The 13,693-nt window shown below is 73.3% G+C and carries 14 protein-coding genes; 8 read left to right on the forward strand and 6 right to left on the reverse strand.

Going from position 1 to position 13,693, the window contains the following annotated elements; genetic code table 11:
* Positions 1-37: 37 nt before the first annotated feature.
* A complete protein-coding gene (locus tag RB614_RS26920; protein ID WP_308715512.1) occupies positions 38-994 on the forward strand; it encodes an aldo/keto reductase in 957 nt (318 codons plus the stop codon).
* 76 nt (positions 995-1,070) lie between these two features.
* On the opposite strand, the gene RB614_RS26925 is transcribed toward RB614_RS26920, so the two are convergent.
* The 4 genes from RB614_RS26925 to RB614_RS26940 all read right to left on the reverse strand — a co-directional run bounded on the left by RB614_RS26925 (position 1,071) and on the right by RB614_RS26940 (position 4,512).
* Positions 1,071-2,648: an amidase gene (locus tag RB614_RS26925; protein WP_308715430.1), complete on the reverse strand. Its 1,578-nt coding sequence runs from the start codon at positions 2,646-2,648 to the stop codon at positions 1,071-1,073.
* Positions 2,649-2,800: 152 nt separating this feature from the next.
* The gene (locus RB614_RS26930; protein ID WP_308715431.1) at positions 2,801-3,061 is read right to left on the reverse strand and encodes a hypothetical protein; all 261 of its coding nucleotides are present in this window, start codon (positions 3,059-3,061) and stop codon (positions 2,801-2,803) included.
* Positions 3,062-3,192: 131 nt separating this feature from the next.
* Complete coding sequence (locus RB614_RS26935; RefSeq protein ID WP_308715432.1) at positions 3,193-3,900, reverse strand: DivIVA domain-containing protein; 708 nt, start codon at positions 3,898-3,900, stop codon at positions 3,193-3,195.
* A gap of 420 nt (positions 3,901-4,320) precedes the next feature.
* Positions 4,321-4,512 (reverse strand): hypothetical protein, encoded by a 192-nt coding sequence (locus tag RB614_RS26940; RefSeq protein ID WP_308715433.1) that lies wholly within the window; start codon positions 4,510-4,512, stop codon positions 4,321-4,323.
* Positions 4,513-4,543: 31 nt separating this feature from the next.
* On the opposite strand from RB614_RS26940, the gene RB614_RS26945 reads away from it, so the two are divergent.
* Entirely contained in the window at positions 4,544-5,053 is a 510-nt protein-coding gene (locus tag RB614_RS26945) for a mycothiol transferase (protein WP_308715434.1), read from the forward strand.
* Here the strand turns inward: RB614_RS26945 and RB614_RS26950 are convergent.
* Complete coding sequence (locus RB614_RS26950) at positions 5,040-5,408, reverse strand: winged helix-turn-helix transcriptional regulator (RefSeq protein WP_308715435.1); 369 nt, start codon at positions 5,406-5,408, stop codon at positions 5,040-5,042. The genes RB614_RS26945 and RB614_RS26950 overlap by 14 nt on opposite strands.
* A 109-nt stretch (positions 5,409-5,517) precedes the next feature.
* Between RB614_RS26950 and RB614_RS26955 the strand changes: the two genes are divergently transcribed.
* The 5 genes from RB614_RS26955 (at position 5,518) to RB614_RS26975 (ending at position 10,125) form a co-directional block, all read left to right on the forward strand.
* On the forward strand, positions 5,518-6,144 hold the full coding sequence (locus RB614_RS26955) for an NAD(P)-dependent oxidoreductase (protein ID WP_308715436.1): 627 nt from the start codon (positions 5,518-5,520) through the stop codon (positions 6,142-6,144).
* A 615-nt stretch (positions 6,145-6,759) separates the two neighbouring features.
* A complete protein-coding gene (locus RB614_RS26960) occupies positions 6,760-7,395 on the forward strand; it encodes a 4-carboxy-4-hydroxy-2-oxoadipate aldolase/oxaloacetate decarboxylase (protein WP_308715437.1) in 636 nt (211 codons plus the stop codon).
* Positions 7,388-7,936 (forward strand): hypothetical protein, encoded by a 549-nt coding sequence (locus RB614_RS26965; protein ID WP_308715438.1) that lies wholly within the window; start codon positions 7,388-7,390, stop codon positions 7,934-7,936. Before RB614_RS26960 ends, RB614_RS26965 begins: the two co-directional genes overlap by 8 nt.
* Positions 7,937-7,938: 2 nt before the next feature.
* On the forward strand, positions 7,939-8,538 hold the full coding sequence (locus tag RB614_RS26970) for a thiamine pyrophosphate-dependent enzyme (protein ID WP_308715439.1): 600 nt from the start codon (positions 7,939-7,941) through the stop codon (positions 8,536-8,538).
* Positions 8,539-8,664: 126 nt separating this feature from the next.
* Positions 8,665-10,125, forward strand: coding sequence for an NAD-dependent succinate-semialdehyde dehydrogenase (locus tag RB614_RS26975; protein WP_308715440.1), 1,461 nt, complete (start codon positions 8,665-8,667; stop codon positions 10,123-10,125).
* 530 nt (positions 10,126-10,655) lie between these two features.
* Here the strand turns inward: RB614_RS26975 and RB614_RS26980 are convergent.
* A complete protein-coding gene (locus tag RB614_RS26980; protein WP_308715441.1) occupies positions 10,656-11,984 on the reverse strand; it encodes an extracellular catalytic domain type 1 short-chain-length polyhydroxyalkanoate depolymerase in 1,329 nt (442 codons plus the stop codon).
* Positions 11,985-12,245: 261 nt separating this feature from the next.
* Here RB614_RS26980 and RB614_RS26985 point away from each other — a divergent pair, with 261 nt between their 5' ends.
* Positions 12,246-13,298 (forward strand): LacI family DNA-binding transcriptional regulator, encoded by a 1,053-nt coding sequence (locus RB614_RS26985; protein ID WP_308715442.1) that lies wholly within the window; start codon positions 12,246-12,248, stop codon positions 13,296-13,298.
* Positions 13,299-13,693 lie beyond the last annotated feature (395 nt).

Below are 13,693 nucleotides of genomic sequence, written 5' to 3' on the forward strand. Positions count from 1 at the left end.
GCGGGGCGTGCGGCGGCTAGCCTCCGGCGTCGTGGAGATGCGCGCCGGCGATCTCGTCCCGCTGGGCCGCACCGGCGTGACGGTCAGCCGGCTCGGGCTGGGGCTGGCCTCGCTCGGCGGGATGTTCGCGCCGGTGCCCGAGGAGCAGGCGATCGCCACCGTCGACCGGGCGTGGGAGGTGGGCGTCCGGCTCTTCGACACCGCACCGGTGTACGGGTACGGCCGCTCGGAGACGTACGCCGGGCGGGCGCTGGGGCGGCGGCCGCGCGGGGCGTACGCGCTGTGTACCAAGGTGGGCCGGCTGATCGAGCCGGGCGGGCCGGACACCCAGCCGATCTGGGCCGACCCGCCGCCCGGCGTGGGGCCGCGGCTCGACTACCGCTACCCGGCGGTGCTGCGCTCGCTCGCCGACAGCCTCGACCGGCTCGGCCTGGAGCGGGTCGACGTGCTGCACGTGCACGACCCGGAGCAGGACTACCCGGTGGCGCTCGCCGACGCGTACCGGGCGCTGGCCGACCTGCGCGCCGCCGGGCGGATCGGGGCGGTGTCGCTCGGCGTCAACCACGCCGACGTGGCCGCCCGGTTCATCCGCGAGGCGCCCGCGCCGGGGCCGGACTGCGTGCTGCTGGCCGGGCGGTACACGCTGCTCGACCAGTCCGGCCTCGCCGACCTGCTGCCGCTGTGCCAGCGGCGGGGCGTGGCGGTGATGGCGGCCGGGGTGTTCCAGGGTGGCGCGCTGGCCGATCCCGCGGTCGCCGGCGACCTCCCGGCGGCGCTGCGCGGTCGGGCCGAGGCGATCCGGGCGGCCTGCGCCCGGTACGGCGTGCCGGTGCTCGCCGCGGCGCTGCGCTTCCCGTTTCGGCACCCGGCGGTGCGGACCGTGGTGGTCGGCGCCCGGACGCCGGACGAGGTGGCCGGCAGCGTGGCACTGCTCGACCAGCCGGTGCCCGAGCGGCTGTGGCGCGCCCTGGCGGCCGACGGCCTGATCCCCTGAGCGGCCGGCGGGAGCGGCCCGGCCACGCCGCCGACCCGATCGTGGCGGGTCAGCGGCGCGACGTGGGGGAGGGCGGTCAGGTCTCGTCGGTCGCGTCGTAGTCGGACGGGACCTTGTACGGGGCGGAGAAGGCGCGCGCGCCCGCGGCGGCCGGCGGCGTCGGGTCCGGGGGACGGCGCAGGTGGTGGTCGGTCACCGCCTGGTAGGCCGCGACGACGGCGAGCAGCCGCTCCTCACCGAACGGCGGCGCGCCCAGCGTCGTGCCGCGCGGCACCGGCAGGCCCGTGGTGGTGTCCACGCCCATGCCGTACGGGAACGCGATCAGCGGCAGCCCGATGCCGTCGAAGACGGTACCGGTGAGGAACACGTCGCACTTGTCGAAGATCTGGTCCAGCACCAGCCGCAGGAACTGGTAGCGGGCCTGGAGCATCTTCATGTAGTTGTCCGAGCTGCGGAACATCCCGTTGAGGAAGCCGGGCAGCCGGTCGGAGAAGAGGCTCACGTCCTTGCGCAGGAACGGCAGGAACATGTTGGTCGCCTCGCCGGCGGTGCTGGACAGGCCGGAGAGCAGGTCCCAGTCGGCCGGGTACGGGATCTCCTTCACCCGGCACCCCACCTTCGCCAGCGCGTCCAAAAGGGACTGTCGCATGGGGAGGATCTCGGCGTTGGCGCCGGTGAGGAAGTCCGGCGGGTAGCCGACGGTGGTGGCCCAGCGGACCTTCGGCTTGCCGCCGTGCGTGTACACGCTGGCCGCCTTGACCAGGTTGGGCACCGGCGGCATGCCCAGCGTACGCGGGTCGTTGCGGTCCGGCCCGGCGAACGACTGGAGCATGATGGCCGCGTCCATCGCGTCCCGGGCGAGCGGGCCGGGGTGGTCCCGGGTGAACGTGAGCGGCACGATGCCGTACAGCGAGGCGCGGCCGAAGGTCGGCTTGAGGCCGGTGAGGTTTTGCGCCTGCGACGGGCTGGTGATCGAGCCGCCGGTCTGGGTACCGGTGCCCGATGTGGACAGTCGCCCGGCGACCGCGGTGGCGGTACCGCCGCTGGAGCCGCTCGGGCTGTAGCGGATGTCGTCCGGCGTCCACGCGTTCACGGTGGTGGCGGTGCCGTCGGGGAGCCGGGCCCGGCCGGAGGCGAGCGGCCCCATCGCCGCCTTGCCCATCATGATGGCCCCGGCCGCCTTCATCCGCGCGTGGACGGTCGAGTCGTACTCGGGCACGAAGCCCGCGTACACCGGCGACATCGCGGTGGTCGGGATGCCCTTGGTGTAGTAGTTGTCCTTCTCCGCCGTGACGATGCCGGCCAGCGGCGTGGAGCGCGAGTCGATCCGCACCCGCCGCGCGGCGGCGAGCAGCTGGGCGTTGGTGGGGCGCCACAGGAACGCCTTGTAGATCTCCTCGTACCTGCCGAGGCGGTCGAGGTACGCCTCCATGAGGTCGACCGGGCGCAGCTTGCCGCGGCGGAACGCGGCGGCCGCCTCGCTGACGGTCAGCTCGGTGGGGTCTTCGAGGGCGGCGCGGCGGATCGTCCTGGCGTACGCGCCGGCCCAGCTCGGGCCGCCGCCGGAGCCGCCGCCCGTGGCCATCGCCGGGGAGGCGAGCACGGTGCCGCCGACGGCGACGCCGGCACCGGCCGCGGCCCAGACGGCCGCCATGCGGGACAGGAACCAGCGGCGGTCGACCGCAAGGTCCTGGGGTTGGCTCGATTCGGAGCTGGGTGCGGGGCGACCGGCCCGAACCGAGCCGGCGCCCGGGGCCGAGGCGGGCGGAGCGGGCGAACCAGCGGAATCCTGGGGGAGGTCGACGGTCACGGCTTGTACTCTCCCGTCCACACGGCGAACGGGGCGGGATAGAGCACGGCGGCGTGCGCCTGCTGGTCGGGCACGTAGTCGGAGTACTGCACCTCCTGGCGGACGGTGCTGCGCGCGTTCGCCATGACCCGCGCCTGGTCCATGGGGGCGGCGGGGTCCTCCTCGGGCAGGGTGGAGAGGTCGATGCCGATCAGGGCATAACGAATCTTGATGTAGGTGTCGAGTTCGGCGTCGGTGGGCGGCGTGGGAGCAGCCATGCCATTCCTTCCTCGCGACGCGCGCGACCGTCCGGATCGCGCGACCGTGTGGAGTGAATGGCGAGGGTGTTACCGCCGATGATCTTCAAATGTTACGGCGGCGTGGCGGATTGTTACGAGCGTGATGATCGTTATGAGAGATCGGTCTTGCCGCCCTGCGCCGGCACCGCCATGGTGGCCTCTTCGAGCGCCGCCCGCGGCTGCTCCTCCTCCGCCTCGTCGAACTCCTCGAACCCGTCGATCGCGTTGGGGTCGACCCGTGGCTCGTCCACCCAGAGCGAGCGGAGCTGGTGCTGCATGAACGAGGTGAGCCGGGCCCGGTAGTCGTGGTCGAAGTGCTCCAGCGCCTCGATCTGCCGCTGCAGCGACTCGCGCTTGTTGGCGAGGCTCCCGACCACGTCCTCGTACCGCTGGTGGGCCTGGTGCTTGAGCTCGTCGGCGTTGGCCTGCGCGGCCTTGACCAGCTCGTCGGCGCGGGCCCGGGCGTCGTTGAGGATGTCTTCGGCGCTGCGCTGCGCGGCGTCGGAGTGGGCCTGCGCCGCCTCGGTGATCTGGGCGGCCGAGCTGTGCGCGTCGGCGAGCGCCTTCTCGGCGTCCTTCTGCAACACCTGGGCGTGCGACTGGGCGTCGCGCATCACCTGCTCGGCCTGGGCACGGGCCTCGGCGATGATCCGGTCCGACTCCCGCCGGGCGCTGGCGATGTGCTCCTCGCCCGTGCGCTGGGCGAGCGTGAGCACCTGAAGGGCGTGGTGCTGGGCGTTGGCATCGTTGGGGGACACGTCCATCGGCTCCAGGGTGTCGTTGACGAAGGGCGTAGGCCCGCCGAGTAGTCCTTTCACACGACCTCTCATCCCACTGTCAGTCACTGGAAGACCTCCCTGGATCCCAGCCGTGAGAGCGGCAGACTACCAAGCTCGGCGGCCGGCTGGGAGGGGGAACGCGCACTGTAGCCGGGGCAGCACGGCCCGTTCGGGCTACTGTCCACTATGGCCAAAATGCCCCTTGCGCGCCGGCCGCCACGCCTCACGCTGCGTTCAGTGCCAGCGCTCGCGGCGCGGCGCGGCCAACGCGGCCAGTGCCGCCCGCCCCTCGTCGGCGGCCTCCGGGTCGTAGAGGTCCGGCTGGACGGTCTCCACCACCAGGGGTACGCCCGAGCACCTGCGAGCCCAGCACGGCGGCTGCGACCGTGAAGGCGCCACCCGCCGTGCCGGGCACCGGCGCCCACGAGAACTGGCCGAACACCAGCGTCACCGCCGTGATCAGGCCGGCGCCGCCACCGAGGCGATGGCCAGGCCGACGCCGAGCTCGCCGCGAAGGCCCGGGCCGCCGGTCTCGGCGATCACGAGCTCGACGGAGTCCGGTCCGGTACGCGGCGGAAGGCCGGCACGGTCCATGCCACCCCGTTCAAGGGCGCCGCGGTACCACTGTGGACGGTGTCGCGAGTCGGGCACGCCCGGCACACCGGTCGGCTAGGGTGGGGGCGTGGACGCGAGAGAGGTACTCGCCGAGGCGTTCGACCGCCTCCCCGACCTGGTCCGATCCGCCGTCGAGGGGCTGACCCCGGAGGAGCTGCACTGGGTGCCCGCACCGGGGGCCAACTCGGTGGGTTGGCTGGTCTGGCACCTCACCCGGATCCAGGACGACCACGTCGCCGAGCTCGTCGGCGAGGAGCAGGTGTGGGTCCGCGACGGGTGGGCGAGCCGCTTCGGGCTCGACCCGGCGTCCGGCGACACCGGGTACGGGCACAGCCCGGCCCAGGTCGACCGGGTCCGGCCGGAGAGCGGCGAGGCGCTGATCGGGTACTTCGACGCGGTCGCCGCCCGCACCGCCGACTTCCTGCGCGGGCTGAGCGCCAAAGACCTCGACCGGGTCGTCGACGAGCGGTGGGACCCGCCGGTGACGCTCGGCGTGCGGCTGGTCAGCGTGCTCAACGACGACGACCAGCACGTCGGGCAGGCCGCCTACGTGCGCGGCCTGATCAACGCCCGCTAGCCCCGGAAGCGTCCCGGGCCGCCCGCACCGCCGGCAGGTGCGCCTCGCTCCACGCGCAGCAGGCCGCCATCGGCTCCAGCAGCGAGCGGCCGAGCGGGGTGAGCGCGTACTCGACCCGGAGCGGGATCTCGTCGTACGCGGTGCGGGTGACCAGGCCGTCGCGGCGCATCGCGCGCAGCGACTCGCTGAGGACCTTGGGCGTCACCCCGCGCAGCGGCACCTGAAGCTCGGAGAAGCGGCGCGGCCCGCCGCGCAGGCACGCGATGATCTTCGCGGTCCACTTGTCACCGATCTGGATCAGCGGGGCGGTCGTGGTGCAGCCGGTGAACATGTCCGCGTCGAGTGGCTCCCTCATCCCGCCCACCGTACGTAACTATCGTTGCGGTAACCACGGTCTCGCCCGCTACCGTCCGCGGCGAAGGCCGGCCAGCAGGCGCCGGCCCCCGGGGATGGGAGCGCGGTCCATGAGCAAGGTCATCGTCTTCGGCGCGGGTGGGCGGGCCGGCCGGCGGGTCGCCGCCGAGGCGGCCGCGCGGGGGCACGAGGTCACCGCGGTCGTGCGGGACCCCGGCCGGTACCCCGACCTCGCCGCGGTCGCCGGCGACGTCACGTCGGCGGACGACGTGGCCACCCTCGCCGCCGGCCACGACGCGGCCGTGCACGCGGCGGCCCGGCTGGACGTACCGGCGGCGGACTTCTTCCCGGCCGCCGCGCGGGCGCTGGTCGGCGGACTGGCGCGGGCCGGCGTCGGCCGCCTGGTCGTGATCGGCATCGGCAGCACCCTGGAGACCGCGCCCGGCGTGGCGGTGCACGACGCGCCCGACTACCCCGCCGAATACCGGCCGTTCTCGCTCGGCCACGCCGCCCAGGTCGAGGTGCTCCGCGCCGCCGGGCCGGCGCTGGACTGGGTGCTGCTCGTGCCGCCGCCCACCCCGCTGGACGCGGACGCCGCCCGCACCGGCCGCTACCGGACCGGCGGCACCGGCGTGCTGTCGATGGGCACGCTCTCCTACGCGGACCTCGCGGTCGCGCTGGTCGACGAGGTCGAGACACCGCGCCACCACCGGGCCGTGGTCGCCGTCGCGCCCTGAAGGTCCATTCAAGACACGACGTCCGCGGTGGTCCGGACCCAATGCCACTCACCCAATTTGATCAGGGCCAGGCAACCGTGCACCATGCACGACCGGGACGCTCGCCTCCTCGATCGGGCGCTTGCGCACCGTATGACCCCGACCTCGGGCCAACGATCACCGGCCTCGCCCGAGCCGACCACCTTTGCCATGATCGGCGCCGCGAGATCAGCCAAAGCCAGGGATCAAGGGGTGTACGGACCTCGAACCGGAGCTCACGGCTCAACAGCGGACCGTCCCAGCAGATCGTGGTACGAATCCGCCCGCCCGAGGGCGGATTCGTACCACGATCTCAACCGCCGCCCGGTGGGGCGGGCCGGGCGGCGGCCTGACACTCCCGGGCGTGCCCAGCTCACGACCTTGATCGAATTACGTGAGCGGCATTGTCTGGACCGTCGCGCGGGGCCCCCGCGCGGCGCCCGCGGTGGTCCGGACCGTCGCGCGGGGTGCTTTCCCGCGGGCTCGCCCTCCGTGGTCCGCGACCCGGCCGGCCGCGGCGTGGGCGACGCCACTCTCTGCCGCGGGCCGGATCCTGGGTTATGTTCCGTCAGGTAACTCAAGATCTTGGAGGAGTGGATGGCAGCGCCCGCCCCGCGCGACCCGGTCGCCCGCCTGGCCGACCTCGACGCGGCGACCGTCCACGAGGCCGCCGGCCGCACCGGCGACCTCGACCCGGGGATCCGGCCGATCCAGAGCGGCGCCACCGTCGCCGGCCGGGCGGTCACCGCGCACTGCCATCCCGGCGACAACCTGGCGATCCACCGCGCGCTGCTCGCCGCCGGCCCGGGCGACGTGCTCGTGGTCGCCGCCGGCGGGCACCTGGCCGGCTACTGGGGCGAGATCCTCGCGGTCGCGGCCCAGCACAAAGGCGTCGCCGGCCTGGTGGTCGACGGCGGCTGCCGGGACACCGCGGCCCTGCGCCGGATGGGCTTCCCGGTCTGGTCCGCCGGCGTCTGCGTGCACGGCACCGTGAAGAGGACCGCCCAGTCGGTCAACGAGCCGGTGGTGGCCGGCGGCGTACTGGTCTCGCCCGGCGACTACGTGCTCGCCGACGACGACGGCGTCGTGGTCGTACCGGCCGCCCGGGTCGGTGCGGTCCTCGACGCCGCCGAGGCCCGGCGGGACAAGGAGGCGGCCGCCTTCGCCCGGCTGCGGGCCGGCGCGACGACGTTCGACGTGCTCGGCATCGAGGACGTGGGCGCGGGTGGCTGACGAGGCGGAGCGGCTCGCCGCCATCCACACGGCGCGCAGCCGGGCGGTGATCGAGGGGATCGAGAGCATCGACCCCGACTTCGTCCTGCACCTGGCCAGCAGCACGCTCGGCGCCGTCCTCGCCCACTTCCTCGCCGGGCCGGGCGCCCGTGCGGGGCGGACGGTCTTCGCGATGCCGCGCGAGGAGGAGGGCGTCGCGGTCACCTGCGGGCTCGAGCTCGCCGGCCGCCGGCCGGTCATGGTTTTCCAGGACAACGGCGTGGGCAACCTGCTGACCGTGCTGCTCACCCTGCCCCAGGCGTACCACGTGCCGCTCTACGGCGTGGTCGCGCGCCGGGGCGGGCTGGGGGAGTACAACTCGATGATCCACACGGTCAGCGAGCGGGTGGAGGCGATCCTCGACGCGGCCGGCGTGCGCTGGTTCCAGCTCGACGCGCGTACCCCGGTGGAGGCGTGGGCGCCCGAGATCAAGCGGGCCTGGACCTACTCGCGGACCACCCACCGGCCGGTGTTCACCCTCGTCAACCTCATGGGCGGCTGATCGTGACCCTCACCCGCGCCGGCGTGTTGCGGCGGATCGACGCGGCGTTCCCGGCGGACCCGGTGGTCCTCACGCTCGGCGGCACCGCCCGCGAGATGGTCGCCGTCGCCGGCCGCCGCCCCAACCACCTGGTCAACCTCGACGCGATGGGCCAGACCGTCGGCGTGGCGCTCGGGCTGGCCCTGGGGCTGCGCGGGACGCGGGGCGGCCGGGTGGTCGCCGTCGAGGGGGACGGTTCGCTGCTGATGGGGCTGAGCGTGCTGAGCACGGCCGGCCACCTGAAACCGGACAACCTGGTCGTCCTGCTGCTCGACAACGGCGTGTACCTCGCCACCGGCGGCCAGCCCACCGCGGCCGCCGGCGCCGACCTCGTCGCGATGGCGCTGGCCTGCGGCTGGGCGGGTGCCCGCGAGGTGCGTACCGGCGAGGAGCTCACCGCCGCGCTCGACTGGGCACGGGAGGCGGCCGGCCCGCTGCTCGTGCGCGTCTTCGTGGGCACCGAGCAGATCCGGACCGACTACCTGCTGGCGGACCCGGCGATCCTGGCCGAGGACTTCCGCCGCTGGCTGCGCGCCCCGACCGGGGGGCCCGCGGATGTGTGATGTGTTCAGTATCTGTTAACAGTCGGCCTTTTACGGCAGACTCGACCTCATGAGCGACGCGGTCCCCGCCGGGCGGACCAGCGCGAACGTCGAGTGGACACCGTCCACAGTGGAGGGAGGCGTGCGATGAGCGTCGACGAGAAGGAACTCGTCGCTTCCGTACCCGATGGGCTTTTCATCGGGGGTGAATGGCGGGAGGCCTCGGGCGGCGAGTGGGTCGACGTGGTCGACCCCGCGACCACGCGGCCCCTCGCCCGGGTGGCCGACGCCACCGCGGACGACGCGGTGGCCGCGCTGGACGCCGCCGCCGGGGCCCAGGCCTCGTGGGCCGCCACGCCGCCGCGGCAGCGCGGCGAGATCCTGCGCCGCTGCTTCGAGCTGATGAACGAACGGGTGGACGAGCTCGCCCTCCTCGTCACCCTGGAGATGGGCAAGCCGATCGCGGAGGCCGCGGCCGAGGTGAAGTACGCGGCGGAGTTCTTCCGGTGGTTCGCCGAGGAGGCGGTGCGGGTCAGTGGCCGCTGGTCCGACGAGCCGAACGGCGCCGGCCGCCTGCTCACCATGAAGCAGCCGGTCGGCCCCTGCCTGCTGATCACCCCGTGGAACTTCCCCCTCGCCATGGGCGCCCGCAAGATCGGCCCGGCCATCGCGGCCGGCTGCACGATGGTGGTCAAACCCGCCCAGCTCACCCCGCTCTCCAACAACCTGATGGTCAGCCTGCTGGCCGAGGCCGGCCTCCCCGCCGGCGTGGTCAACGTGATCACCTCCTCCTCGGCCAGCCGGGTGGTCAAGCCGATCATCGGGGACCGACGGCTGCGCAAGCTGTCGTTCACCGGCTCGACCGAGGTGGGCAAGGCGCTGGTCGAGCAGTCCGCCGGCAACCTGCTGCGGCTCTCGATGGAGCTGGGCGGCAACGCGCCGTTCCTGGTCTTCGCGGACGCCGACCTGGAGCTCGCCGTCGAGCAGGCAGTCATCGCCAAGATGCGCAACATGGGCGAGTCCTGCGTGGCGGCCAACCGGTTCTACGCGCACGAGTCGGTCGCCGAGGAGTTCGCCCAGCGGCTCGCGGCCGCGCTCGCCGCCATGCCGCTCGGCCGCGGCACCGAGGCCGGCGTCAAGGTCGGCCCGCTGATCGACGAGAAGCAGCGCGGCAAGGTGGCCGAGCTCGTCGACGAGGCCGTGGGGCGCGGCGCCGACGTGCTCACCGGCGGCGGCGCGCCGGAGCGGGACGGCTACTTCTTCACGCCGACCGTCCTCACCGGGGTCTCCACCGACGCGGCGATGCACCGCGAGGAGATCTTCGGGCCGGTCGCGCCGGTCTACCCGTTCCGCACCGACGAGGAGGCGCTGCGGCTGGCCAACGACACCGAGTACGGCCTCGTCGCCTACGCCTTCGCCCGCGACCTCAACCGCTGCCTGCGCGTCGTCGAAGGGCTGGAGAGCGGCATGGTCGGTCTCAACAAGGGGCTGGTCTCCAACCCGGCCGCGCCGTTCGGCGGCGTGAAGTGGTCCGGCATGGGCCGCGAGGGCGGGCCGGAGGGCATCGAGGAGTACCTGAACACCAAGTACGCCGGCATCGCGACCTGACCCGCGGGCAGGACGCCGTCGGGGCGACCCGAGGTCCCTCGGCTGGCCGGTCCACGCACCGGCCATGCCGTGGGGCCCCGGCCACCGGGCGGGCCGCGCCGGCTCGGCGGTGTCGAGCGGATCCAACCCGGAAAGAGACTTCGAGCCACCGCGATGTCCGCGGTCTCACCCCGGCCCCTGCCGGGAGCGCCCAGCGCAGATGCGGACACCTCGTGCGACGCCACCACCGGCCTGGCACCGACCGTTGGTGAATGAACAACTACCCGGTACCCGGGCACACGGGGGACCACCGGCTCACGCTCGACCTCGTGACCGACGTGCGCGCGGTGCTGGTCAAGCACGGCTATCCCGAGCTGACCTACGACGACCTCAACCTGCTCCGCGCCATGCTGGCCCGCTACATCTACGCGCCCTACAACGGCCCCGCCGCGCGAGCCGCCACCCCCGGGCGCGAGGCCGACCCGAGGCAGCCGGCCGAAGCGCAGGCCGCCGCCGGCGCGTGGACCGGCGGCGGCGTACGCGAGGAGTCGTCAGGCGAGCGTGCAGGCGGTGCCGTTGAGGGTGAACGAGGTGGGGCGTCCGGTGTTGCCCGTGTGGGTGGCCTGGAAGCCGATACCCGTCGACGCGTTCGGCGCCAGCGTGCCGTTGTACGAGGCGTTGCGGGCGGTCACCGCCCCACTGTTCGGTGAGTACGAGGCGTTCCAGCCGGACGTGATGGTCTGTCCACTGGGGAGGGTGAAGGCGAGCGTCCAGCCGTTGACCGTACCGCTGCTCGTGTTCGTGATGGTGATGGAGGCGGTCAGGCCGGTGTTCCAGGAGTTGACCGTGTAGCCGACCCGGCACGCGCCACCCGTGGGCGGCGGGCCCGACGTCGGCGGCTGCGAGGTGGGCGGCGAGGACGTCGGCGGGCCCGACGTGGGCGGCTGCGAGGTCGGCGGGGTCGGCGTGTCGAGGCCGAAGAAGCGGATCGCCTCAGCCGCGTTCACCGGGAGGTTGTGCGGCACGCCCTGGAGGCTGATCGCCTCGACCGGAGCCTGGCCGCCGCTGCTGCCGTACCGGGTGCGGGTCTGTCCCGAAGCGGGCGTGTCGGTGAAGGTCGGCGTCTGGCTCAGGCCGTGCAGGTTGGTCCACTGCTTGATCTCTTCGGTGAAGTTGGGGTACCGCAGCGTCTCGTCGTTCGTGCCGTGCCATAGCTGCATCCGCGGCCGCGCGCCGGTGTAGCCGGGGTACGCGTTGCGGACCAGGTCGCCCCACTGCTGCGGGGTGCGCACGATCTGGCCGTTGGCGCACTGGCTGTTCCAGGTGGAGCCGTCGGTGGTGGCGAAGCAGCCGAACGGCACGCCGGCGAACGCCGCGCCCCCCTTGAACACGTCCGGGTAGAGGCCGAGCAGCACGTTGGTCATCATCGCGCCCGACGAGGTGCCGGCGGCGAAGACGCGGTTGGGGTCGGCGTTGTAACGCTGCTGCACGTAGCCGACCATCGACCGGATCGAGACCGGGTCGCTGCCACCGTCGCGGCGCAGCGCCTGCGGTGAGTACACGTCGAAGCACTGGCCGCTGCGGGTGGCCGACGGGTAGATGACGATGAAGCCGTACTGGTCGGCCTGCTGCGCGAACTGGGTGCCGGAGTAGTAGGCCGGTCCGCTGCCGGTGCAGTAGTGCACCGCCACCAGGATGCCGGGGCGGGCCTGCACCCGGTCCGGCACGTAGAGGTGCATGCGCAGGTTGCTCGGGTTGGTGCCGAAGTTGGTCACCTCGACGAGCGTCGCCGCGGACGCGGGTTGGGCGAGCGTGAGGGTGGCGGCCACGAGCGCGGTCGCGAGCCCCGCGGCGCCGATCACGATGCTTCTGAGTCTCATGCGGGGTAGGTCCTCCCGAACCGTCGGATGCCCTGGGCGGGGCGCGGGCGCCGGTGTACGGGCTCACCGTCGGTGCCGCCCGTGCTGAAACATTCCGTAGTATGTACCGGAACACATCAACGTGCAAATGTCCATCTATATAAGGAGGCCAGGGCGGACAAAATGGAAGGTTCACGAGAGCCTGGAGGAGGCGGAGATGGATGGCGGTGCCGGCAGGTTCCGGAAAGACAGCCGCAAGGTCCGCATCGTAGAATGCCGAGCGTGACCGCGACGGGCGCTCCCGCATCCGTCGGCGACGGCCGTCGCCGCGGCAAGGTCACCGTGGCCACGATCGCCCGGCTGGCCGGCGTCTCCGCGCCCACCGTCTCCCGCGTGCTCAACGGCCAGGCCGGCGTGGCGCTGAGCACCCGGCGGCGGGTCGAGGCGGTGCTGCACGAGCACGGTTACCAGCGCGGCGACGCGACCGCCCAGGCGCCGCTGATCGAGCTCGTCTTCCACGCGCTCGACAGCCTGTGGGCGCTGGAGATCATCCAGGGGGTCGAAGAGGTCGCCCGCGACCAAAAGCTCGGCGTCGTGCTCACCACCATGCAGGGGCGGCTCACGCCCGGCGCCGGCTGGACCGAGCAGGTGCTCTCCCGCCGCCCGATGGGCGTGATCGCCGTGCTCTCCGACCTGACCGCCCACCAGCAGGCGCAGCTGGCCACCGGCTCGATCCCGCTCGTCACGCTCGACCCGACCGGCGAGCCGCTGCACGACACCCCCTCGGTCGGCGCGGCCAACTACAGCGGCGCGCTCGTCGCCACCCGCCACCTGCTGGAGCTCGGGCACCGGCGGATCGGCATGCTCTGCGGCAACCTCAAGTGGCCGTTCTGCCGCGCCCGGCTCGACGGCTTCCGCGCCGCGATGGACCAGGCCGGCGTGCCGGTCGAGGCCGACCTGGTCCGGGTCGGCCCGCTCTACGTCGAGGGCGCGGCCCGCGAGACCGCCGCCCTGCTGCGCCTGCCCGAGCCGCCTACCGCGCTCTTCGCCACCAACGACCTGCAGGCGCACGGCGTCTACGAAGCGGCCCGGCAGGCCGGCGTGCGCATCCCCGACGACCTCAGCGTGGTCGGCTTCGACGACCTGCCGTTCACCCGCTGGGCCGGCCCGCCGATGACCACCGTGCGCCAGCCGCTCAAGCGGATGGGCACGACGGCCGCCGCGATGCTCGTCGCGCTCGCCGCGGGCCAGGCACCGCGCGAGCGCAGGGTCGAGCTCACCACCGACCTCGTCGTCCGCGAGAGCACCGCGCCGCCGCCGACCGGAAAGACATAGACGAGAGCTACCGCGACGCCCGTCGTGGTCCGGACCGTTGCTCCCGCGGCCTCACCCTCCGCGCTCCCCAACCCGCCGGCCGATCAAGGCTCTCAGGGGAGATCGTGGTATTCCAGTGCCCCTCTGAGGGCACCCAGGTACCACGATCTGCTTTCGCGACTCGATGCCGCCGAGCCCCGACTCCGGACGCCGCGGTCAGCGGCAGATGGCCGCCGGAAACGGCGGCGCGTTCGAACCCTGAACACTGAGGGTGCCACGCGAACCCCGACCGTTCCGAAGACCTTGCGGTGCAGGGTGATCGAAGCTCCTTTGAAGTCGTTAGAACGACTTGAAAGGAGCTTCGATCACCGGCGGGGGCCCGCCCGGGGCCCGCCGGGCGCCGGCGCCGCAAGGTG

This window comes from Phytohabitans maris (assembly GCF_031085175.1).
In the GTDB taxonomy this organism is placed as follows: domain Bacteria; phylum Actinomycetota; class Actinomycetes; order Mycobacteriales; family Micromonosporaceae; genus Phytohabitans; species Phytohabitans maris.